Below are 22,892 nucleotides of genomic sequence, written 5' to 3'. Positions count from 1 at the left end.
GGAGACGAGATCATGAAGGTTCCGAATAGAGTCTGTTTAACAAATGTTACTAAAATAATTAGAAAAAAGACCTTGGTTGATCGTGTGAATTTCGAAGTGCATGAAGGTGAAATAATAGGATTGCTTGGTCCAAACGGAGCAGGCAAGACGACGCTTATGAAGATGATGTTAGGGTTATCAAAGATTACATCGGGGGCTATTGAAATCAATGGCAAAAACATTGCGACCCAGTTTGAAGAAGCTATGAGTCAGGTTGGGGCAATTATAGAGGTGCCAAGATTTTATAAACACTTAAGCGGGTATAAAAATCTACTTTTACATGTTCATCATCATGCCAATGTAGATCGTACGTATATTGAAGAGATTATCATAATGGTTGGTATGGAAGAAAATATGAAGAAAAAAGTTAAGCATTATTCATTGGGTATGAATCAGAGGCTAGGACTAGCGGTTGCTCTTCTAAATCAACCGTCTTTGTTGATTTTGGATGAACCGACTAATGGGCTTGACGCGGCAGGAGTTCAAGAATTGCGTACTATTTTAAAGAACTTGGCATTGGAAAAAGGGGTAAGCATCATTATTTCAAGCCATGCATTAGGCGATATGGAAAGTTTGTGTGATCGTGTTGTTTTTATTAACCGAGGCAAGATCTTAAGTATTGAGAGTATGAATGAATTGTTCCAAATGGAAGAAACGCGATATCAAATTGAATTGAAAGATGCAAATAAATTACCTGCGTTAGCTCATATTCTTACTGAAAAAGGAGTCAGTATTGTTTATCAGGAACACAAAACGATAATTGCAAAACTTTCGCCAATGCAGATTTCAAAAATATTAAACGAATGCGCAGCGTTGTGCGTGGATATTGTCGCGGCCATACCAATGAAGGAAAATTTAGAAGAGAAATATTTGAAAATAGTAGGGAGATGATTTATGAAGTTCACTAGTCAAATGTTCACGCTAATTAATAATGAAATGATTAAGCACTTATATAGGCTGAGGACACTAGTCCTTATTATCATAATAATTATTTTTACGTTGCTTTTTTTGCGTCATGATGCTGGTCAAGATCGTAGATCTTGGAAACAAATCACTGAGGAAAAAATCTCCATTATGGAACAAGCGCATGAATCAGGCTACGAATTAACGAAGCTTAAAGCTTGTTTGGAGAAAAATATTCCCTGCAACACATGGGGGAATTGGAAATATGCCAAGGCCGTTTTAGATAATGCTGGCGTTCTCGTGATTTTTATGATTGCTCAAGCATCAAGCATTATTTCAGATGAATATAGGAATGGGACCATTTATCAATTATTCGTGTCACCTTTCAGAAGATGGAAGCTATGGTTAGCCAAATACATAACAATTGTAATACAAAGTTTTTTATTCTTAGTGGTAATGCTTGGAACCTCACTACTTGCAGGAGCGATATTCATAGATGGTCAAGCTCAAGATTACAAAGATGTTATTATTGAGAACGGAAATTTAGTTGAAGTTAATTTAATTGTTCAAATTTTGCAGCTTAGTATGACAAATTTAATATATATTATATTCGTTGCAACGATCTCATTTATGCTTTCATGCATCTTTAAGAAATCTGCCATTGCTATTATAAGTTCCATGTTAGTTTGGATAAGCGGAGCCGTATCCGTACTTTTACTTTCGAAGTATGCGTGGTTTAAATACACGTTTATTCCTCATCTTAAATTGGATCAATATATGCTCGGGGGTAAGAAAATACTGGCCGATGGGACGTTGTGGGTCTCATTGTGTGTCATTACTTTATATTTAGCATTGTTTATCGTCATAGCCTTATACTCTTTTTGCGAAAGAGATCCAGTGACAGCCGACTAAATATCATAAAAAACCACGTTGTACAAAGGAAACTATATTGCTTCCTCTATACAATGTGGTTTATTTGCATAATCGTTCATCATGCAGGGAACCGGTCTCTCGCTTACGCGTTTAAAATAAACTTCTCAATGACGTGTCTAACGCCGTCTTCATTGTTGCTTTTGGTAACATAATTAGCCAGTTCTTTAAGCTCCGGCAGCGCATTATCCATCGCAACACCCAGTCCCGCGACTTCCAGCATTTCACGGTCGTTCCACGCATCGCCAAGGGCAATGACTTCTTCCAGCGTGCAGCCGATATGGTTCGCCAGGAAGGCGATCGCGTGACCTTTGGTGCCTTCTTTGTGCATGAATTCCAAATAGTGCGGCTTGGACTTCGTAATGTGCAATTGATCGCCGAGCAAAGGAAGCAGTTCCTCACGGAGTTGGTCGCAAACTTCCGGTTTATCCACGATCAGCATTTTCGGCTGAGGAATGTCGATCCATTGGCGCAGGTCGCCGATGATGTAAGGCGTTTTGGAAAGGCGCACGTAATTTTTGATTTTATCGTTATCTTCTCCCGCATAAAGCTGGTCGCCATGGTAAAGCTGAAGATGGAGATTTCTCTTTTCGCAAAAATCGAGCAGGAAACGGGCGCTTTCTACCGGTACCATACGCTCATAAAGGACTTCCTCGTCGAGGAGATTTTTGATCGAAGCGCCTTGATACGTAATGATCGGTACGTTAAGCCCGATTTGGTTGGCAATTTTGGCTGCGGAAGGAAAGCTTCTTCCTGTCGCAATTGTAACCGTCACGCCCCGGGCAACCGCTTGATGCATCGCATCAATCGTTTCCTGGGAAATGGTCAGGTCATCACGCAAAAGCGTATCGTCTAAATCCGATGCTACTAATTTGTAAGTCATGTGTTCCTCTCCGTTCCGATAGGTAGTCTATATAAAAATTCTGCTATAAGCATACCCGAATCAAAGCGGAATTGCTAGAATAAAGCAATAGCTCGTAGTTTAAAAGGAGGCGTGTAAACGATGACATCACCCTATACGAATCAGCTGGAAGCTTTGCTGAGAGCGCACAGCAGCGAGACCGACGCAGCCGCGATGGCCGCTTATATGCGCAACCATTTCCCGTTTCTCGGCATTCGCAATCCGCAGCGCGTGGCGCTGACGAAGCAGTTTTGGAAAGAGCACGGCTATCCCAAAGGGGCCGAAGGCGTGAAAGTGGCGGAGGAGCTCTGGGCCTTGCCCGAGCGGGAGTTTCATTACACGGCGCTGCTGCTGCTTACTCAGCTTCGCAAAGATGCGGAGAAGGAGCACATTGAGGTGCTGGAACGCATGGTCGTGACGAATTCCTGGTGGGACACCGTGGATACGATAGCTGACCATTTGATCGGCGTTCATTTGCAGAAATATCCGGACCTCATTCCGGCCTATGTGGAGAAATGGCTCGCTTCAGGTAATATGTGGCTGCAGCGGACGGCTATTTTGTTCCAGCTGAAGTATAAGCAGCGCACAGATGTGCCGCTTCTGTTCGGCTGCATTCGGCGAATGGCGGAGTCCAATGAGTTTTTCATCCGCAAGGCGATTGGCTGGGCGCTGCGGGAATACTCGAAAACGGACGCTGCCGCCGTGCAGGCTTTTGTCGCCGAGACCGAGCTTTCGCCGCTCAGCGTACGGGAAGCGCTGAAGGTTATTCAGCGGAAGGAAAGTGCGATATACTAGTTTATATCTAGGAATTGGGGGAATCCAACGTATGTCGGAATTTATGTGTTTTTCTGCCCAAGAGAACCGCACGACGATCCCTGGAAAACTAGTTTCCGGCCGGTACCGGCAGCCGTTTGGCTACCGGGTTAAGCGGTCGAAAGGAACGAAGGATTTTTATCTCACCATGACCTTGCACGGAAAAGGTTTATTCCACAACGGCCATGAAACCTGCGAATGTCCCGAAGGTGAAATTACGTTAATTACGCCGGGTACGCCGCATTATTATGGCACTCCGGAAAACACCGAATGGGAATTTTTTTGGTGTCATTTTGTTCCCAGAGAAGATTGGCTGCCTTTGCTGCAGCTCCCTGAAGCCGTTAAGGGAATCCGTTTTGCCCGTTTTGAGAACGAACAAGAATGGCAGCATCTCGCTGGGGCCTTCACTAGCCTGATCCGGTATAATGAAGAATCCCATCTGTTTTCGGAGAGGTTGGCTGTAAATGCCTTGGAGGAAATCCTCCTCCTGATATCCAAAAACGTCCAGGAAACACAGCATCCCATGGATCCGCGCGTGGAAAACACGATAAAGCTGATATCGCAGCATTATAAAGAGCCGTTTAACGTACCGGAGTTGGCGGCTATAGTTAATCTGTCCCCTTCCAGGTTCGCTCACTTATTCAAAATACAGACGGGCGAATCGGTTATGGAAATGTTGAACAAGATCCGTCTCAGACAGTCCAAAAAGCTACTGGAAACGACGTCGCTGACGATTGCGGAAATCGCCGAGGAGGTCGGGTTTAACCATCCGTTTTACTTTTCCCGGCAGTTTGCTGCTTTCTATGGCACGCCACCGGCTTTTTTTAGAAAACATAAACTCCCTACGACGAATTAATGGGGCCGCATAATAGAAAGGGGCTATCACTCCGGTCTTGATGACCTTTGAGATAGCCCTTTATTGACTTTATGGAGTTACATAAATATTCGGCTGCGTTGGCGCCGCCATCCCAGTTCCCAGGAAGTAGCTGGTATGCGGCGGTTGGTTGTAGGCCACATTTTGCCAGGCGATGTCCAGACGGTAAAGCGGATCATGCATTAAAGTCCAAAGGCGCGTGCTGGTCTCGTAAGGGGTTGCATAGATGCGCAGCGCAGTGTTATCCGACTTCCGCCAAATAACCTCTTCACGCCAGTCTCCCAAAATGTCGGCTTGCAAACTAGGAGTCCCTTTGGTGCCATTGTTGGAAAGAGTGCCGGTTGCGGTTAATAGAGTCGTTGTATTGAGACTGGTGTAATTCCACTTGTCTATTCTGCCGACGCCATTGGTGCCATCCCAATTATGATCAAGCAGCTCACGGGATACGTCGCCGTCCCACCAGATGCCGAAGTTGATGGAGGAAGGTGCGGTTGAGCTGATTTTGGTGCCGTTGATTTGGTACAATCCAACACCGTTGCTTGCCCAAACCTCTTCGCCTGCATATCTCGGATCAATATCGGCGGACATACCTCTGCCGGTGTCAGCGCCTGTATTCACACCCCAACGTATAGCGCCAGTGCCTGCATTCCAAACAGCGGCTCCATATGTGGCGCTTGTGTTCTCCATGACTTTGAAAACTTCCAGTCCCGGGTTGTTCGGATCAAGATCGCCTACATGCAGAGCGTCGCCGTGCCCTAATGCCGTGTTGTATTTCTTTGCTCCGTTGTCGTCCACGGTCATCGCGCCGTACACGATTTCATCCTTGCCGTCCCCATCGACATCGGCCGCGGTCAGGCTGTGGTTCCCTTGGCCTGCATAGGCCGAGTTTCCGGATGTGTCGGTGTCAAACGTCCACAGTTTGGAGAGCGTTCCGCCACGCCAGTTGTACGCCACTAATACCGTGCGCGTGTAATAGCCGCGGGCCATCACCAAGCTTGGCTTTTCCCCGTCGAGATAGGCGATTGTCGCCAGAAAGCGGTCTACGCGGTTGCCGTACGTATCGCCCCAATCTCCTACCGTGCCCCGAGGCGGATCGTAGTTGGTCGTGGTCAGAATTTTGCCAGTGGCCCCTTCGAAAATGGTCAAATACTCAGGACCGCTCAGCACTCTGCCCACAGAATTTCGATAATCGGCGGTTGAGCTGCCAATAAATGTGCCTTTGCCGTCCTTCGTGCCGTCTGCGGTTTTCATCGCAATTTCGGCTTTCCCGTCGCCGTCCAAATCATAGACCATGAATTGCGTATAGTGAGCGCCGGCCCGAATGTTTTTCCCCATAGAAATTCGCCATAGCAGGGTTCCGTTAAGCTTATAAGCGTCGATGAACACTTCACCGGTATAGCCATCTTGCGAATTGTCCTTGGAGTTCGAGGGGTCCCATTTCAAAATAATTTCATACTGTCCGTCGCCGTCCAAGTCGCCCACACTCGCGTCATTGGCATTGTAAGTATAGTTTACGCCGTCTGGCGTTGTACCGCCTGCCGGTCTTTGAATCGGGACGTCCAGATAATTGTTTGCCCAGGGGGTCACGGCAGCGGATGCAGCTTGCTCGACGCCGCCTACGACGGCCCGGACCGTATAGCTGGAACTTGTCGTTCCTGAGTTGTCTTGATAGTTTGTGCTAGTTGTAATAGGGGAGGCATTCAGCTTTACGCCATTGCGGTATACGTTGAATGATGTAGCGGCTGCTTCCGTGCCCAGAAGTCTCCAGCTGACAAGAACGCCCGTTGCTACCTTGACGGCTACCAGTCCCCGGTCCAGCTTTTCCATTTGTCTGGGTACCGCGGCATGTGCGGCAGGCGCCGGGATGACGAAGGATGAAATAAGGAGAGAGCCGAGCGCGATGGTGCAAGCTGTTTGAACGAAACGCTTCGCATTTTTAAACATTTCTACAACCTCCTTGGAGTCAAATCGTTTAAAAATTATTCATGTTCACGGGTGCGTCGGCACACCCCAAGATGACCTCCTTATTATTCGTCATGGATGCGCTTACAAGAGCATCGTGGCTTTATTATACCTTGTGGGGAATAGGGATTTAATGCAGACAATGGCTAACTTTCTGCACAATACTGCTTTTTGAAAAAAATAACGTTGACTAGAAGCAAATAAAAACCGCCCATTGAAAGGGCGGATAAGTTAAGTCTCGGTACAAGGGTCTGATTTACATGCCAATAAACATATTTTTGCTGAAAGGAGCCCAGTTTTCTCCTCTAAATCCAGACATGCCTTCTAAGTTAACAAAACAAGGAAGTACAGTATACATTATGCCGGACATCGCATTTACCCTAAATGTCAAGACGTATCTCATCATGGAATTGTCAGCAGGCGTTATCATTGCCATATCGGGGCGTATAGCGTTTTCAGCTGTAAGTGCATCTTTCATTCCTACGCTCGCGATACCGACAGGACCCATATTACTTCTAATCCAATAATTCGAAACATTTGTTGCTGACGCAAAATCAGCTCGCTTATCATATGTCAATAAAATTTGATTCGAAGCAATTTGTCTTGCCTCCAAAAGGATTGGATGAGGAATCATTTGGCGTTCTGCGTGAAAACTTAACATTTTTTAACCTCCACATTTTGATGAATTAGTCAAATGACCAATTTCATTTTATGAAGGATTACTTGGTTCAGTTCATTATAAATAGTCAGCAGCCTTTGAAAAAATAAACGCGAAATTTTTATTTGTGTCATAAAATATTACGTATATGGTAGGTAGAAAATATTTTTGTTATATATATTGACATATAAGTAACATTGTTTTAAAGTTAATAAAATTATTATTTACGGCATACGGCGTATGATGCTTGTTTTCAACTTAAAACAACGAAGGGAATGATAGAATATGGCATATAATCTAACATACGATTGGCTCGCGCGACTGCCTAAAGTTGATCTTCATTTGCACTTGGACGGGAGCGTGAAGCCGGAAACCATTCTGGAGCTTGCTCTGGATCAAGGCATTGATCTTCCTGTGTACGATAAAGATGAATTAATTCCACATATGCGTGTAAGCGAGGAATGCGGCAGCCTCATCGAATATTTAAGCAAATTTGATTTCACGACTCGTTTTATGCAATCGGGTGAAGCGTTGGAGCGGGTTGCCTATGAGGTCGCTCAGCAATCGGCCGAGCAAAACTGCAAGTATGTGGAGGTTCGTTTTGCCCCGCAGCTGCACCGCGAAAACGGTTTGACCGTGGAAGAAACCATTCATTACGTGGTTGAAGGGATGAAGCGCGGACAGCGGGATTTCGGCGTAAAAGCCGGCGTTATTGCGATTTGCATGAGAAATCATTCCTGCGAAAGCAACTTGGAAGTAATCCGGGCGGCCGCCAAGTATGTTGGCAAAGGCGTAGTCGCCGTCGATTTGGCCGGTGATGAGGCGTCTTATCCGCCGGAATGGTTCCGTGAGGTTTTTGCGGAGTCGGGCAAGCTGCGTATCCCCGTCACCATTCATGCCGGAGAAGCCGCGGGAGCGATGAATGTGTATGAAGCCGTCACGAATCTAGGCGCTGTGCGCATCGGGCATGGCGTTCGATTGAAGGAGAACAGCGACATTCTGGAAATGGTCAAAAGCCGCCGCATCCCGCTGGAAATGTGCCCGATCAGCAATATCCAAACGAAGGCCGTCTCCGGTTGGGAAGCATATCCGATACGCGAATATTTGGATCAGGGGCTCCTCGTCACCATTAACACGGACAATCCGAGCGTGTCGGGAACGAACATCACCAATGAATACCGCGTGCTGTCCGACCGCTTTGGCTTCACGGAGCTTGAGCTTGTGAAGCTTGTCATGAACGGGGTAGATGCCGCTTTTATGGAAGAAAGCGATAAAATGTCGCTGCGGCGGGAGATGGAGGCTGAAATACACAGCTTAGGGATGAATTTGTTGAATTGAAATAGCTCGATGGAGTGAAGCTACAGCATGGGATAGAGGCTGTTCCCAGTAGAGAAATCTACTTTGGGGGCAGTTTTTTTGTTGTTTAGGAAATTATGCAGGAGCTGTCCCAGAGGTTCAGACTCGTTGGATGGATTCCAACGATAAGAAGAAATAACACGTGTGCAAGGCGTTTTCATTGGATTTCGTCCAATGAGGGCCTGTAGGCGACTGACGTATTACGTCTTTGGGTACTCGGAAAATGTGGGATGCGGCAGAGAGTTAAGGTGAGCGGAGAATAAGAGGCTGTCCCATAGGTAGATGCAGGATGGTTCCAAAACCAAGCATTACGAAGAACGCGGAGGAAGGTAACTGGAAAAATTCCCTCTAAATTGCTTGAATGATGACCTCTGAGGGATATTAGAAGAAAAAACTCCCGTTGTGTTGATCGGATTCCGGGAATCGTAATGAAATCGGCCCAAGAAGAGGGAGTTTTTCCTGCTAAATGAATCTGACAAGCATCTGCAGTCGAATTAGAGGGGGATTTTTCCTCTATTTTGACCGCGGAAGTATAACTGCACAGAAGGATATCCACAAGTCATAGAAATGTCCAGGATATTGTTCCATTCTCGCACGTTCCAATTTTGGCTCTGCCTTTTTACATGTGAAGGGGACCTACAGGACACTATTTGAGCAAAACATGCCGCTTGTAGGCCACAGACGGAACTATAGGGCTTTAATTCCCCCAAGCAGCCATCACATCGTGCTCTATCGGCAAAATAGCGGAACAGCGTGCCCTCAAAATTGTGAAAGGGTTGCTTGTAAGGCAAATAGAGGACTATTGTTCCCACTAAATAGTGAGAGGCCAATCCGAGCGGTAAAACCGCACTTATCGGCTGCATTCCGGACATGGCCGTTAGTCCATTCGTGGAATTCCGGACATGGCCATTAGTCCATTCATGGAATTCCAGACATAGCCGTTAGTCTATTCATGGAATTCTGGAATGGCCATTAGTCCATTCATGGAATTCCAGGGCATAGCCATTAGGTCTATCGGCCGTCACACGAAGGCCTGCGCTCTTTTTTGCATATGCTGTGCATCAAAAATCATTCGAGTACCACTTGACAATATAGGGTAGGGGGGTATACTATATAAACATGAACGGCAAACATAAACAATCCACTGCGAGGTGAAAATAATATGAGCAATGAAGCTGCAGGACAGCAAGCGGCAAGCGGATCAACCGCTACGGTTGATTTCGATATTACGGGTATGACCTGCGCGGCATGCGCGACGAGAATTGAAAAAGGGCTGAGCAAAATGCCCGGTGTATCGCAGGCTTCGGTCAATCTGGCCATGGAAACGGCACGGATTGTGTACCAGCCTTCCGAAGTAACGCCGGACGATATGCAAGCGCGAGTCGCCAAGCTGGGATACGAAGCGGCGCGCAAACAAGAACAAGCCGCAACAGGCGAGCATCGGGCGAAAGAAATTCAGAAGCATAAGCAGAAGCTGTGGATTTCAGCGATTCTCTCTTTTCCATTATTGTGGGCGATGGTCAGCCACTTTTCTTTTACGTCTTGGATTTGGCTGCCGGAGATTTTGATGAATCCATGGATGCAGTTGGCGCTCGCGACTCCGGTCCAATTTATTATCGGACGGCAATTTTACATCGGAGCCTATAAAGCGCTCAGCAATAAAAGCGCCAATATGGATGTGCTTATCTCGCTGGGAACTTCGGCTGCGTACTTTTACAGCCTGTACGTAACGGTCCAGTGGGCGGGGCAAAGCGGGCATAGCCACGCGCCGGAGTTGTATTTTGAAACTAGCGCGATCCTCATTACACTCGTCATTCTTGGGAAATGGTTCGAGGCGCTCGCCAAAGGGCGGACTTCCGAAGCCATTAAATCTCTGATGGGCCTGCAGGCCAAAAGAGCCTGGGTCATCCGCGGCGAGAAAGAGCAAGAGCTCAGCATCCCGCTCGAAGAAGTGGTTGCGGGGGATATCGTCATCGTGAAGCCGGGCGAGAAGATTCCGGTTGACGGGACGGTTTTACAAGGGCATTCCTCGGTTGATGAGTCAATGCTGACGGGGGAAAGCCTGCCGGTTGAAAAGCGGGAAGGCGATACAGTGATCGGAGCAACGCTGAATAAGAACGGCGTACTGCGGATGCAGGCGACCAAGGTGGGCCGGGACACGGTGCTGTCCCAAATCATCAAAGTAGTTGAGGAAGCCCAGGGGTCGAAAGCGCCGATTCAGCGTGTGGCTGACGTGATTTCGGGGATTTTTGTCCCGATTGTCGTAGGGATTGCCGTTATCGCCTTCGTTCTTTGGTACTTCTGGCTGGACCCGGCTAATTTCGCAGGCGCACTTCAGAAAACGATCGCCATTCTCGTCATCGCCTGCCCTTGCGCCCTTGGCTTGGCAACGCCGACTTCGATTATGGCCGGGTCCGGCCGTGCCGCGGAATTAGGCATCCTGTTCAAAGGCGGCGAGCATCTGGAGGCAGCCCATCACATTGATGTAGTCGTGTTGGATAAAACGGGGACAGTGACGAAAGGGAAGCCTCAGCTTACAGATGTGCAGACGCATCTGGATAAGCAGACCTTCCTCCGCTTGATCGGAGGGGCAGAACGCAATTCGGAGCATCCGCTCGCCGAAGCAATTGTGCAAGGCATTCTGCCGTCGATTCCGTCCTTGCCGGACGCTGCCGCCTTTAAGGCAATTCCGGGCTATGGTTTGGAAGCCGAGGTGGAAGGCAGTCAGATCCTCATCGGCACCCGAAGACTGCTGACCGAGCAAGGAATCGATATCGCCAGTGCGCTGCCGGATATGGAACGCTTGGAACGCGATGGCAAAACCGTCATGCTGGCAGCTATCGACGGCGCGTATGCCGGTTTTGTAGCGGTAGCCGATACGATCAAAGAAACGTCGCAGGCGGCGGTATCCCGTTTGGAGGCAATGGGCATCCAAGTGATAATGATCACCGGCGACAATGCGCGCACGGCCAAAGCAATTGCCGAGCAAGCCGGAATCAAGCAGGTGCTGGCGGAGATTTTGCCGGAAGGGAAAGCGGCCGAGGTCAAAAAGCTGCAGGAGAAAGGCTTCCGTGTCGCGATGGTCGGCGATGGCATCAATGATGCGCCTGCTTTGGCGATGGCGGATACCGGCATGGCGATGGGAACGGGCAGCGATGTCGCCATGGAGGCAGCGGATGTGACGCTGATGCGCGGCGATCTGACCTCCATTTCCGACGCCATCGAAATGAGCAGACGGACGATGCGCAATATTAAGCAAAATTTGTTCTGGGCGCTCGGTTACAACACAATCGGCATTCCAATCGCCGCTTTAGGCTTGCTTGAACCTTGGGTAGCGGGAGCCGCCATGGCGCTAAGCTCAGTCTCGGTAGTGCTGAATGCCCTTAGGCTGCAAAAGGTTAAAATTTAAGTCATGTACAATCCAAAAGATTGACAATATACGGGATGGGGGTATGATAAATAGTAAATAGCCCTCAAAGGAGATAGCCCAATGAATAAGGAATTGGACACGGAAGTGAACCATTGCAGCTTGGATGGACAGGAGCGGAAAAGTCATCATTCCGATAAGCTCAAAGCGGATTTAACCAAGCGGCTGAACCGCATCGAAGGTCAAGTCCGCGGTGTCAAAGGTTTGATTGAGAAAGACACGTACTGCGATGACGTACTGCATCAAATTGCCGCGATTCAATCGGCGCTCAATGGCGTTGGGAAGCTGCTGCTCGCCGGCCATCTCAAAAGCTGTGTCGTCGAACGCATTCAAGAAGGCGACATGGATGTTGTCGATGAACTGCTTAAAACGATGAACACCCTAATGAAATAACGAAACTAAACTAAAGGAGTGAAAGCGAATGTCCAGCATTATTTTAAAAGTAGAAGGAATGTCCTGCAATCACTGTGTGAATACCGTCGAGAAAGCAATGAAAGAACTTGGTGCTGTAGGGAAAGTAAACTTAGCCGGCAAAATGGTGGAAGTGGAATACGATGAGAGCAAGCTGACGGTTGAAGCGATCAAAGAAGCCATCGAAGAGCAAGGGTATGACGTCGTGCAATGAGATTCAGCGGACTGATCGTGTTGTCATTGGCGCTTGTTCTAAGCGGGTGCGGGAAATCGCAGACCACGGATCACTCTGTACACGGTGGGGGCCATGAGGCGGGAAGCGCGGAGCAAGTGCAGGCGATCTTCCAAGTGGCCGCATCACCGGCGAAGTCCAAAGAAGAGACGACGGTTACGATTCAAATCCAAGATATGAATGGTAAGCCGGTCAACGATTTTGACCTGAATCATGAGAAGAAGATGCATCTTATCGCTGTGGGCAAGGATCTTTCCTACTACAGCCATCTGCACCCGGAGTATAAAGGAAATGGGCTTTTTACGATTTCAACGAAGTTTCCGGCCGGGGGCGACTATCGACTTTTTGCGGATTTCCTGCCTAGCGGCAAAGAGAAAACGGTCAAGAGCTATTCCTTGACTGTACAAGGGGAGAAGGCCCCCGCTGCTCTCATTGAGCCTGACCGTACATTGACCAGAACAGTTGACGGTAATGAGGTTACTTTAAATATCGACCATCTCATGGCGGGTATGGAGCTCAATTTAACTTATACGTTCAAGGATGCTGTTACAAAAGCCCCAATTCAGGACTTGCAGCCGTACTTAGGCGCAGTAGGGCACGTGGTCATTCTGGACGCCAATGCGGATCAATATTTGCATGTTCATCCGACGGATGAGAAGTCCAAAGGGCCGGAGGCGAAGTTCATGACAACATTCCCGAAAAGCGGCGTCTACAAAATTTGGGGAGAATTTCAGCGCGGCGGCAAAGTGTTCACGGTTCCCTTCGTCGTTAACGTCCCCTAAACGAGATCTCATTTCTATCTAAAAAGGAGCCAACATCCTTCATGCCAACCTATATCATCACGGGAGGCTCCAAAGGCCTCGGAGCCGAGCTTGCGCGGCAGCTCCTGCAGCAGGGCGCCGCGGTACACTGCGTATCGCGCGGCGAAAGCGAAAGCCTCCGCCAAGAGGCGCTGAGCATGAAAGGTGCATACACCTTTCATGCTTGCGACTTGGCGCAAACGGACGGCCTGGATTCGCTGATGGAGCGAATCCTCGGCCTTGTCGATCGAGCGGATGCGATCACGCTGATCAACAACGCCGGCCAGCTCGCCCCGATGACGTTCATCGGCCGAGCTGACCAGGAGGACCTGCAGCGCAGCTTGCAGGTCAATCTCGTCGCGCCCGCGCTGCTGACGAACAGCTTCATCCGGCAGACGCAGGCGCTGCCGGTTGTGAAGCGGGTCGTCCAGATCTCCTCGGGCGCGGGGAAAAAGCCTTACCCCGGCTGGGGAGCGTATTGCACCGCCAAAGCCGGGATCGACATGCTGACGCGCTGCATTGGCGTCGAGCAATCGAACCAGCCCTACCCGGTGGAGGCGATCTCCGTCGCACCGGGGGTGGTCGATACCGGGATGCAGCGGGAAATTCGCGCTGCATCCGAAGCGGACTTCCCGCAGCATAGCCGGTTCGTGGAGCTGCATACGAGCGGCGGGCTGCAGTCGCCCGAATCTACAGCGGCGCGGCTGCTGGAGCTGCTGCAGGGAGATGCGTTCGCGCAGGGCGAAGTCGCCGATCTGCGCACCAAGGGCATGGCACCGCAGTAAATAAAAAGGAGTTAAGCGGCAAGGTATGCGCTTAACTCCTTTTATTCTATGTGTGGCTGCGGCATTCTCTAATCTACTGAATGCTTCCCGATACCGAAGGACCCGAGGCAAGCTCCGACGTACAGAATTTGCAGCGCGTTGCTTGCGCTGGAATATCCGACAAGCAGTGCGGGCAAGCTTTTGTCGCAGGTGCTTTTTCTTTCGGCTCCTCTTTTTTGCGGAACTTGGACAGCTGTTTGACAACGATAAAAATGACTGCGGCAACAATTAAAAAGTCCAAAAAGGTAGAAATAAATGCCCCATATTTCAGAACAGGCGCTTTGTCAGCAGCAGCCTCAGCGAGGTTGTTGTAATGGTTACCATTCAAGGAGATAAAAAGCTCATTAAAGTTCACTCTGCCCAGCAACAGCCCGATAGGCGGCATGATCACATCATTGACGATGGATGTAATGACTTTCCCGAAAGCCCCACCGATAATAACCCCCACGGCGAGATCGACCATATTCCCTTTAAAAGCAAAATCCTTAAATTCCTTCAGCATAGCGAACCTCCAAGAAACAGCGATTTTTAGCATTGTAGCATATTTTACCGCTGTCAAACAATGCGCTCTACGCTCGCAGTTTGTCAATCTTTCTGAGTGGATAGAGCCAACCGTTCCTTGGATTCCTGAAGCACCTCTCGGAGCGCGTCGATCAGCACTTGATGATCGTCGGGCGTCCCTATTGAAATTCTTACATGATGGGGCAAATTCCAAGCGCCGGCATACCGGAGAATAACGCCTTTGCGCATCAATTGATCATAGATGGATTTCGCGTCAGGCCCAAGCTCTACAAGGACGAAATTACTCATACTGCGCGTGAATTTGAATCCCAGCTCCTGAAGATCTTCATATAACCGCTCTCTGCCGAGCGCGTTCATTTCCCGTGTCGCTTCCAGATGGGCATCGTCCTGAATGGCGGCTACAGCGCCGACTTGTGCCAAGGCGTTTACGTTGAACGGCTCTTTGACTTGGCGGATATTGTGCAAAATAGCTGCCGAAGCGATGCCGTAACCTACACGAATACCGGCCAAACCGTAAACTTTGGAGAAAGTCTGCGTGACGATCAGCGGATATCCCTGACGCACGAGTTCCAGCCCGTCGCAATAGTCGTCTGAAGTTACAAAGTGACTGTAAGCCCCGTCGAAAATGACCAAAACATGCGGAGGGAGCTGATCCATTAGCGCGTATAAATCCTGCTTTTTCATATAAGTGCCCGTCGGGTTGTTAGGTGAGCAGATATACAGCAGTTTCGTTTTGTCCGTTACCGCAGCCAATAGATCCTCAATTTCATAACGGTAATCTTCGCCGAGCGGCACCTGTACGATGTGTGCCCCCATCAGATTCGCGCCGAATTCGTACTCGCTGAAGGTTGGAGACGGCACGATGACCTCGTCGCCTTCCTCTAAGAACGTCTCGGAAAGGAGCGTAATGAGCTCGTCGGCACCGTTCGTGACAAGGACCTGGTCTGGCGCAACTTCAAGCTTGCTTGCAATGGCCGCACAGAGATCAAGCGTGTCTGCGTCGGGATAGCGATGAATATCTGTCAAATAGGCTTGAATGGCTTGGACGGCTAACGGAGACGGACCGATCGGATTTTCATTGGAAGCGAGCTTGGTGACCTTCTCGATGCCTAATTCCCGCTGAACTTCCCAGATGGGTTTCCCTGGAGAGTAAGGCTTCATGCGGTTCAGAACGCCGCGCGGACGTATATTGTCAGTTGTGCGGTTGCTCATGTTATCACTCCTCGAAAATAAATAATTACTTTAATTAAATAATACATTAACTTGGTAAAGTAGTAAAGCGAAAAAATACCCCATATCCCAACTTTTGGGAGAGTAGTATAATACAAAGAGAGGCGGAATTCGATTTAAGGAGTGGACTCGGCACGGATGGTGAAAAAGAAGAGGTTTGGTATCCGATCCAAAATTATGCTTGGCTACATTTTCATTTTCGTTTGTATAAGTATTGTATTTACGTTAGTGATTAATCAAGTTACCTCGATGCAAAAGGATAGAAACTATATCATTGAGCATGATTTTGCCGTCCACACTGAAATCAACAACATCGAAAAATACGTGATGGATATGGAAAGCGGACAACGCGGATACCTGCTGACCGAGGACCCCGCCAGTCTGGATATTTACAACAACGGAGAGTCCAAGTGGCGGCAATCCTACATGAGACTGAGTCAGCTCACCAAAGAAAACGCTGTGCAGGAGCAGAGCTTGCAAGGAATCAAGACGTCGATAGAGCGCTGGGTTAGGCAGCTTAGCGAATCAACCATTCCTCTTCTGAAAAAGAGCGCAGGTTCAGGCTCAGATTCCGTCAATCCGTATGATTTTTACCTGGGCAAGCAAAATGTCGAGGATATCCGCTCCCAGCTCGATCGTTTCCGCAATATCGAAATCGGGCTTACGAAGGATAGAGCCATGCTCCTGGACGATCAAAACAGAATGTTCACGAGATCTTTGCTTATCATGCTAACGATCCTGCTTATTATAACTTTAACCGCAGCGCTTGTGATCTCGCACTCGATTGTCGGGACGATTAAGCAGGTGACCAAAAGTATTTTGAAATTAAGCTCATTCAAAAGAGACCGCACGCAGCGCATCCATGTCACGATGAACGATGAGGTGAAGGACCTTGCGGACGCTACGAACATGCTGTTGGACAACCATGAGGAGATGGAGTGGCAGCAGCGCAAGTTGGCGGAAGTGGTTCATGTGCTTCAAGGCATATCGGATATGGAAACGTTAGGCTCCACTTTTATCAGTAAAGCCGCTGAGCTATTCGGTGCATCCTTCGGCCTTTTTTACTTGCGTTCCACACACATGGAGAAGGTTGCGCTGGAGAAAATAGCTGCCTATGCCATGATGATGGAACATCCGGATGACATTGGCATTCAGCGGTTTCACTTGGGGGAAGGGCTTGTCGGCCAATGCGCGCTGGAGAAGCGAATGTTCCATTTTATGAATGTGCCTGATCATTATGTCAAAATAACGACCGGACTCGGCGCCGTAAAAGCGCAAAGCGTGCTCATTGTGCCGATTCTGCATAACCAAGAAGTCATTGCCGTTATGGAATTAGCCAGTTTAAATAAGTTTACGCATCAGCAGTTGGAACTGCTTGACGATATTCTTGATGTTCTTGGAACGATTGTTCATAGTGTCCAAACGCGTGCGGAAGTGGAGCGGCTGCTGAAGGAATATCAACTCATGACCGAAGAGCTGCAGATTCAAACGGAAGAGCTCCAAAGCCAGCAGGAAGAGCTTCACATGACGAATGAACAGTTGGAGGAGCATAACCGAGTGGCAGAGGAGAGATCCAAGGAGCTCGAAAGCATCAAAGTAGCTCTTGAGGAACATGCCGTTCAACTGGAGATGAGCTCTCAATATAAGTCGGAATTTCTGGCCAATATGTCTCATGAATTTCGTACGCCGCTTAACAGCGTGCTGATTCTGTCCCAAATGCTGCAGGAAAACAAGTTGGGCAACTTGAGCACAGATGAACAGGAATATGCCCGTGTGATCCATTCTTCTGGGACCGATCTGCTGCTGCTCATTGACGATATCCTCGATTTATCGAAAGTGGAAGCCGGCAAGCTGGATATTCATGTCGGAGAACTGAACATGAAAGAGCTTCCTAAGCTCATCCGCAGCCAATTTGCCAAAGTGGCCGAGCAGCGCAATCTTGTCCTGCACATTGAGCAGGATATGAATGTGCCGGAGCACTTCTATACGGATGAACAGCGGCTGAGTCAAATTTTAAAAAACCTGCTATCCAATGCCTTCAAGTTTACGCACGAGGGAAGCGTGCATGTGGGTATTGAATTATGCAAGGCCGATCAAATCGCCAGATTCCTGCCTTCGGTGAAGCATGATCAAGTCCTCGCGATTTCGGTTAGCGACACGGGGATCGGGATCCCTCCTGACAAACAGGCGCTTATCTTCGAGCCCTTCCGTCAAGCGGACGGCACGACGAACCGGAAGTACGGGGGGACGGGCCTTGGCCTGTCGATTTCCCGCGAGCTGGCCGGACTTCTGGGCGGGAGCATTGGGATGAGCAGCGAAGAGGGGGTGGGAAGTACTTTTACGGTCTATATCCCCTCATTGGAACCTTCCGTAAGTGAATTTCAAACGGCATGGGAAGAAGCGGCAGCAGCTTATGAGTCTTCTCAGGAGATACAGGATGTGCATTCCGTCCAGCTGACAGAGACAAGCAGCATTCTGCGAGGGAGGAATGTGCTCGTCGTTGACGATGATGTCCGCAATGTTTTTGTATTAAGCAACGCTTTTGAGAATGAAGGGATGACCGTCATCGTTGCGCATAATGGTCAGGAATGCCTGGCTATTCTGCAGAAGGAACCGCAGATCGATCTTATCCTTATGGACATGATGATGCCGGTTATGGATGGCTATGAAGCCATGCGCATGATCAGAAAAAATGCCCGTTTCGAGCATTTGCCGATCATTGCGATAACGGCCAAAGCTATGAAACAGGACCGCGACATTTGTTTGCAGGCAGGCGCTTCCGACTATATCAGCAAACCGCTTAATCTAAGTCAATTGCTGTCCATTATGCGGGTTTGGCTGGCTTAATCAAAAAGGCCTTTGATTTCTCCTGAAAAGGATGGATCAAAGGCCTTTTTATTTAATGGGATTAATTAATAAATGAATAAGTGCTTATTTCTTTAGATCTAACCGCACATCGCGTCCGTCGTCCTCAACGGATAGCTCTTTACCGGCTGCTTTCAAGGAATTCGCGTAATCTACCCATGCATCAAGCATGATTGCGCCATCTTTCCAATCTTTCACTTCGCCAAATACCGTAAAGCCGTCGCCGCTGCCTGTTGCCATGAAATCATTCGTCGTTACTTTAAATGTACGGTCTGTATTGAACTTGCCGTCCACATAGATCGGTGTGCCGTCTACCAATGTGATTTTGGAGTATTTCTCGCCAAGCGGCTTCGTGCTGTCCCACTCTACTTTGAGGCCGGAGAATTGAATGGCCGGAAGATTTGAATACTTGTCGGTTACTTCCAGGGCCTTTTTAATTTGTTCTGCCGTCATTGTACCAGTCACATTGTAGTTGCCGAATGGGAATACTTCAAACATTTTGCCATAGGTCAGATCGCCTTTATCTACATCTGCGCGAATACCGCCGATATTCGTGAAGGCGATGTCGGATTTCTCAGAAGCGCGCATAGCGTCTGTGATGCTGTTGCCTAATTGTGACGCACCATCGCGCTCTACGCCGCCGTTATCAGCAAAACGGAAGGATTTGCGGTTAAGCGCATCGGCGACAACGACTTCAACTTCGTTTGATTTCTCCGAAATCTTCGTCTTGTATTCTTCAACCGTTTGGTGAATTTTCGCGTCTGCCGTCGTTAGGTTCGTGTACGTTTCAAGCAAGCTTGCGTTCGAGGAAACGACTTGTTTGGTAGCTTTGTCTACGAACAGTTGGATATGACCAACCGCATACAGCCAGCTTTGCGCTTCAACTACAGGGATGCCGTTCACGATTCCAGCTACGCGCATGTGGGAGTGTCCACCAACGATGGCATCCAGCGTACCGTTGCCTGTGCCGTTTGCCAGATCGGCAAGCTCGCTGATGATTTCAGCGGACTTTTGGTTCTGTTCACCCGGCAGGTGGGAAGTGACCATGATGATGTCAACGCCTTTAGCGCGCAGTTCAGCGGACAATTCTTTAGCCATTGGAACCGGATCCACGAAGGAAAGGCCTTCAATGTTCGTTGATTTTGTCGTTGTCGTTGTTTGCGGAGTGGCAAAGCCAATGATACCGATTTTCAGGCCGTCTTTTTCAACGATCACGTAAGGCTGTGTCCAATCTACCCGTTTGCCTGTTTCCGTATCGATAATATTCGCTCCGAGAATAGGGAATTTGGCATTCTTAATGTTGTTAATTAGTACGTCGCGACCGAAATCGAACTCATGGTTACCGATAGCTGCAGCATCGTACTTCACTTGAGCCATCGTATCCATGACCGATTGACCATTGGTCGTATTCGAAATGAGAGTGCCTTGCCAAGCGTCTCCGCCGTCTACAACAACCGTTCCGTCCGGATTAACCGCACGGAAATCGTTGACGATTCCGCCAAGCGTTTCAATTCCGCCTTGATCTTGATTGCGTTTTTTATCGAAGCCGACTTCGATTTTTCCGTGAATATCATTTGTGGTTAAAATATCAACAACTTTAAATAAAACCGGTTTTAGCGCCTTAGCTACTTCATCGCGCGTAACTGCAGCAGTCGGGTTGAAGTTGCCGTCAAGCGTCGGAGTGAAAATTCCGCTGATAACCGCGTACGCGACATAAGGGCGGGATTCTTTCGCAATAGAAGCGGAATCCTTGAAGTAGTTCAAAACGTTCTCGTTTACGCTAGGCAATTGCCCGCCCGTAACTACTTTAACGATCAACTCGGCAAGTTCTTGGCGAGTGACCGCAGCATCCGGATGGAACGTTCCGTCAGCAAAGCCGCTGATCAGTTTCGCAGCAACCGCATTGGCTACTGCTTGTTTTTGCCAGTTGGCAAGATCTTTGAAAGTGGCGGATGCGGGATCTGCACTTTTCAGCTTGGCAGCCCGGTTGACCATCGTAACGACTTCGGCACGTGTAGCCGGGTTTGTACCGCGGTAGTCGCTGTCTCCGTAACCTTCGACTACTCCGTTGTCAATGGCTAGGCGCATATCGGATTTCATCTTGTTGGAAGGTGCGTTTACCGGTGATTCAGCGAAAGCGATGCTGCCCGCAAAAGAGCTTGTAAGAGCAGTTACAAGAGCGAGCGCAGTAAGGCGGGTTGTCAAAGTTTTTTTCATCAGTTGGAAAGCCTCCCTTATATTAATAAGACATTGGTCAAATAGCCCAATTATTAGTATAAAGGAAATTGGTAGTTTTAGAGAAGTAAAGAAATTATTATTATAAAAATAAACAAAAAAAGCCGCTAACCCTCCAAAGGTTAAGTGGCTCTGCGGTCGGTATGGACTTCGAAATGATAGATTGTGTTGCGAGTAAGCACCCGGAAATCCATTCCGTCCCGATCTATGGCTTGAACCCTGGTTGTTTTGAATGGGATATAGCGATGAATGCCGGATAGAATCATAGACGCCCCGACTTCAGTTGGGTTCATTTCACGAAAAGTCTGCCCTTGAATCTCATCGAAATCGAATCGATCTGACCGGTGTTTGGGCGTAATCCCATCCACCTCGTAGATTTGAAGAAGCTTTAGCAATCTCATGTGTGTTCCCTCCTGTCTAACCCTCTTACCAACAGTATACAACGACTCAGGCATCTAAGGCCAAATTTTCTCAACCTAACACATATCTAATAATGTCCTTACACTTTCCTTATTTCCAATATATACAATTGAGGCATTGAGATTGAGGGGGCTGCTTCTATGCTGCATACGAAAATGCTGGTCGAGGAAAAAGAGGTTCTTATGTTCTACGAATCAAAACATCAGGGCCAACTGGAGATTGCTGTGGAAACAATCCTTAAGCATTTATCTAATGATAATGTGCGCAAAGTTTTCGATGACCTTGGCTTGGTCAATATCACAAACGAGGAAATTACGCTCTATTCGCTAAACGGTGAGATCGAGACGATCGACATAGATTAGCTGCGGCATCTTCCGATACAGGCTTTCGGGGGAGGCTCATAGCAACTCTATTGGATACAATCTTTAATGGTATAGCCCTTGCCTGCTCTTTTCGATACAATAAAGAGAGTTGAGTGAGGAGGTTATAAGCAATGGCAGTTTTGAAAATGGAACACGTCGGTGTCATGGTAGCCAATTTGGAGGCGTCGATTCGCTTCTATGAAGAAGTAATCGGTCTTAAGCACAAAGGGACTTTGCTGCATACGAACGGAGTCATCCGACTTGCATTCCTGGGCTTCGAGGCGCTGAATGAAACGGAAGTCGAACTTATTGAAGGTTATAACTCGGGGCTGCCTCAAGAGGGGAAAGTTCATCATCTGGCTTTTACGGTTGATGATATCCAAGCGGAGTTTGCACGGATCAAAGGGTTGGCCGTCCAGCAGTTGGATGAAGAAATCACGACGCTCCCGAATGGTTCCAGGTACTTTTTCTTTGATGGATTAGACGGAGAGCGTATTGAATTTTTCCAAACCACGCGGTAATTGGATTTAGTTGTGCGGATAGGTGAACTAGAGGGCGTTATTTGTGTCACACGAGCTGCTTTCAGGATTAGCGGGGAACTACAGGGCCTTATTGCCTTTGAAATGGCTGAATCTAAGCCGAAAAGGGCTAAATAGCGGCCTGTGGTTCTCTTTTTTCATTGAAGTGATTGTTTATGATGTAAATAGCGGCCTGCGGGAACATTCGAAACAGTGGCAATTGTGGAACATTTCCAAAGGGGTTGTAATTGGTTTCTGAGCATGGTACATTATACCTCGTTGCTTCGGACGGCGAATCACCTTGGATGACGAGTGGACTTGCATCAAGCAGCAACGTATGATAGTATGGATTTCCCGACAGACAACGACAGAAATTGCCAAGAAAAAAAGTGCTTGCAATTGATGAACGAGCTGTGGTATATTACTTCTCGCTGCTTCGGTAACACGGCAGTGAGCGAAAGAAATTGATCTTTGAAAACTGAACAACGAGTGAGTAAGCACAGTCGAACAATCGACTTTAAATGAGATTGAATAATCTCGCTAGCAAGTCAAATGAGCAAGTCAGATTTTCTTTTATGGAGAGTTTGATCCTGGCTCAGGACGAACGCTG

General features: G+C 48.2%; 20 protein-coding genes. 13 read left to right on the top strand and 7 right to left on the bottom strand.

The genetic code is table 11. The features are described 5' to 3' along the window. Positions 1–12: 12 nt before the first annotated feature. Together AC3WRW_RS28695 and AC3WRW_RS28690 are read left to right on the top strand one after the other, a co-directional pair. Positions 13–930, top strand: coding sequence for an ABC transporter ATP-binding protein (locus AC3WRW_RS28695; protein WP_492549630.1), 918 nt, complete (start codon positions 13–15; stop codon positions 928–930). 3 nt (positions 931–933) lie between these two features. Beyond that, positions 934–1,854, top strand: coding sequence for an ABC transporter permease (locus AC3WRW_RS28690; RefSeq protein ID WP_492549629.1), 921 nt, complete (start codon positions 934–936; stop codon positions 1,852–1,854). A gap of 103 nt (positions 1,855–1,957) precedes the next feature. Here the strand turns inward: AC3WRW_RS28690 and AC3WRW_RS28685 are convergent, their stop codons facing one another. Further along, positions 1,958–2,755, bottom strand: coding sequence for a Cof-type HAD-IIB family hydrolase (locus tag AC3WRW_RS28685; RefSeq protein ID WP_492549628.1), 798 nt, complete (start codon positions 2,753–2,755; stop codon positions 1,958–1,960). Between the two features lie 120 nt (positions 2,756–2,875). Between AC3WRW_RS28685 and AC3WRW_RS28680 the strand changes: the two genes are divergently transcribed. Continuing rightward, positions 2,876–3,568, top strand: a complete 693-nt coding sequence (locus tag AC3WRW_RS28680; RefSeq protein ID WP_492549627.1) for a DNA alkylation repair protein — start codon at positions 2,876–2,878, stop codon at positions 3,566–3,568. Between the two features lie 31 nt (positions 3,569–3,599). Next, positions 3,600–4,442 (top strand): helix-turn-helix domain-containing protein, encoded by an 843-nt coding sequence (locus AC3WRW_RS28675; protein ID WP_492549626.1) that lies wholly within the window; start codon positions 3,600–3,602, stop codon positions 4,440–4,442. 69 nt (positions 4,443–4,511) lie between these two features. Here AC3WRW_RS28675 and AC3WRW_RS28670 read toward each other — a convergent pair whose 3' ends face one another. Further along, on the bottom strand, positions 4,512–6,404 hold the full coding sequence (locus AC3WRW_RS28670; RefSeq protein WP_492549625.1) for a rhamnogalacturonan lyase: 1,893 nt from the start codon (positions 6,402–6,404) through the stop codon (positions 4,512–4,514). Positions 6,405–6,678: 274 nt separating this feature from the next. Continuing rightward, the gene (locus AC3WRW_RS28665) at positions 6,679–7,083 is read right to left on the bottom strand and encodes a hypothetical protein (RefSeq protein ID WP_492549624.1); all 405 of its coding nucleotides are present in this window, start codon (positions 7,081–7,083) and stop codon (positions 6,679–6,681) included. 282 nt (positions 7,084–7,365) lie between these two features. Between AC3WRW_RS28665 and add the strand changes: the two genes are divergently transcribed. From add to AC3WRW_RS28635, 6 genes are all read left to right on the top strand, one after another. Next, entirely contained in the window at positions 7,366–8,418 is a 1,053-nt protein-coding gene (gene add, locus AC3WRW_RS28660; RefSeq protein WP_492549623.1) for an adenosine deaminase, read from the top strand. A 1,180-nt stretch (positions 8,419–9,598) separates the two neighbouring features. After that, positions 9,599–11,845: a heavy metal translocating P-type ATPase gene (locus AC3WRW_RS28655; RefSeq protein WP_492549622.1), complete on the top strand. Its 2,247-nt coding sequence runs from the start codon at positions 9,599–9,601 to the stop codon at positions 11,843–11,845. Positions 11,846–11,926: 81 nt separating this feature from the next. Beyond that, the gene (locus AC3WRW_RS28650; protein WP_167064504.1) at positions 11,927–12,256 is read left to right on the top strand and encodes a metal-sensitive transcriptional regulator; all 330 of its coding nucleotides are present in this window, start codon (positions 11,927–11,929) and stop codon (positions 12,254–12,256) included. A 28-nt stretch (positions 12,257–12,284) separates the two neighbouring features. Beyond that, positions 12,285–12,488, top strand: a complete 204-nt coding sequence (locus AC3WRW_RS28645) for a copper ion binding protein (protein ID WP_492549621.1) — start codon at positions 12,285–12,287, stop codon at positions 12,486–12,488. After that, a complete protein-coding gene (locus AC3WRW_RS28640) occupies positions 12,485–13,288 on the top strand; it encodes a DUF8832 domain-containing protein (protein ID WP_492549620.1) in 804 nt (267 codons plus the stop codon). The genes AC3WRW_RS28645 and AC3WRW_RS28640 overlap by 4 nt, the downstream gene beginning before the upstream one ends. A 41-nt stretch (positions 13,289–13,329) precedes the next feature. Continuing rightward, positions 13,330–14,091 (top strand): (S)-benzoin forming benzil reductase, encoded by a 762-nt coding sequence (locus tag AC3WRW_RS28635; protein ID WP_492549619.1) that lies wholly within the window; start codon positions 13,330–13,332, stop codon positions 14,089–14,091. Positions 14,092–14,164: 73 nt separating this feature from the next. Here the strand turns inward: AC3WRW_RS28635 and mscL are convergent, their stop codons facing one another. Then, entirely contained in the window at positions 14,165–14,632 is a 468-nt protein-coding gene (gene mscL / locus AC3WRW_RS28630; RefSeq protein ID WP_492549618.1) for a large-conductance mechanosensitive channel protein MscL, read from the bottom strand. 83 nt (positions 14,633–14,715) lie between these two features. Then, positions 14,716–15,864, bottom strand: a complete 1,149-nt coding sequence (gene hisC, locus AC3WRW_RS28625; protein ID WP_492549617.1) for a histidinol-phosphate transaminase — start codon at positions 15,862–15,864, stop codon at positions 14,716–14,718. 156 nt (positions 15,865–16,020) lie between these two features. Between hisC and AC3WRW_RS28620 the strand changes: the two genes are divergently transcribed. Beyond that, complete coding sequence (locus AC3WRW_RS28620; protein WP_492549616.1) at positions 16,021–18,729, top strand: response regulator; 2,709 nt, start codon at positions 16,021–16,023, stop codon at positions 18,727–18,729. A gap of 84 nt (positions 18,730–18,813) precedes the next feature. Here the strand turns inward: AC3WRW_RS28620 and AC3WRW_RS28615 are convergent, their stop codons facing one another. Both AC3WRW_RS28615 and AC3WRW_RS28610 read right to left on the bottom strand, forming a co-directional pair. After that, positions 18,814–20,964 carry a 5'-nucleotidase C-terminal domain-containing protein gene (locus AC3WRW_RS28615; RefSeq protein WP_492549615.1) on the bottom strand — a complete coding sequence of 717 codons (2,151 nt, stop codon included), beginning with the start codon at positions 20,962–20,964 and terminating at the stop codon, positions 18,814–18,816. Positions 20,965–21,104: 140 nt separating this feature from the next. Next, positions 21,105–21,383, bottom strand: coding sequence for a hypothetical protein (locus AC3WRW_RS28610; RefSeq protein WP_492549614.1), 279 nt, complete (start codon positions 21,381–21,383; stop codon positions 21,105–21,107). Positions 21,384–21,542: 159 nt separating this feature from the next. Here AC3WRW_RS28610 and AC3WRW_RS28605 point away from each other — a divergent pair, with 159 nt between their 5' ends. Both AC3WRW_RS28605 and AC3WRW_RS28600 read left to right on the top strand, forming a co-directional pair. Beyond that, positions 21,543–21,764, top strand: coding sequence for a hypothetical protein (locus tag AC3WRW_RS28605; protein ID WP_492549613.1), 222 nt, complete (start codon positions 21,543–21,545; stop codon positions 21,762–21,764). Positions 21,765–21,895: 131 nt separating this feature from the next. Continuing rightward, positions 21,896–22,285 carry a VOC family protein gene (locus AC3WRW_RS28600; RefSeq protein ID WP_492549612.1) on the top strand — a complete coding sequence of 130 codons (390 nt, stop codon included), beginning with the start codon at positions 21,896–21,898 and terminating at the stop codon, positions 22,283–22,285. The last annotated feature ends 607 nt before the right edge of the window (positions 22,286–22,892 follow it).

It is taken from the genome of Paenibacillus sp. FW126-R14 (genome assembly GCF_058789495.1).
Note: the sequence above shows the minus strand (reverse complement) of the source record. Positions and strands in the feature narration are given on the sequence as shown.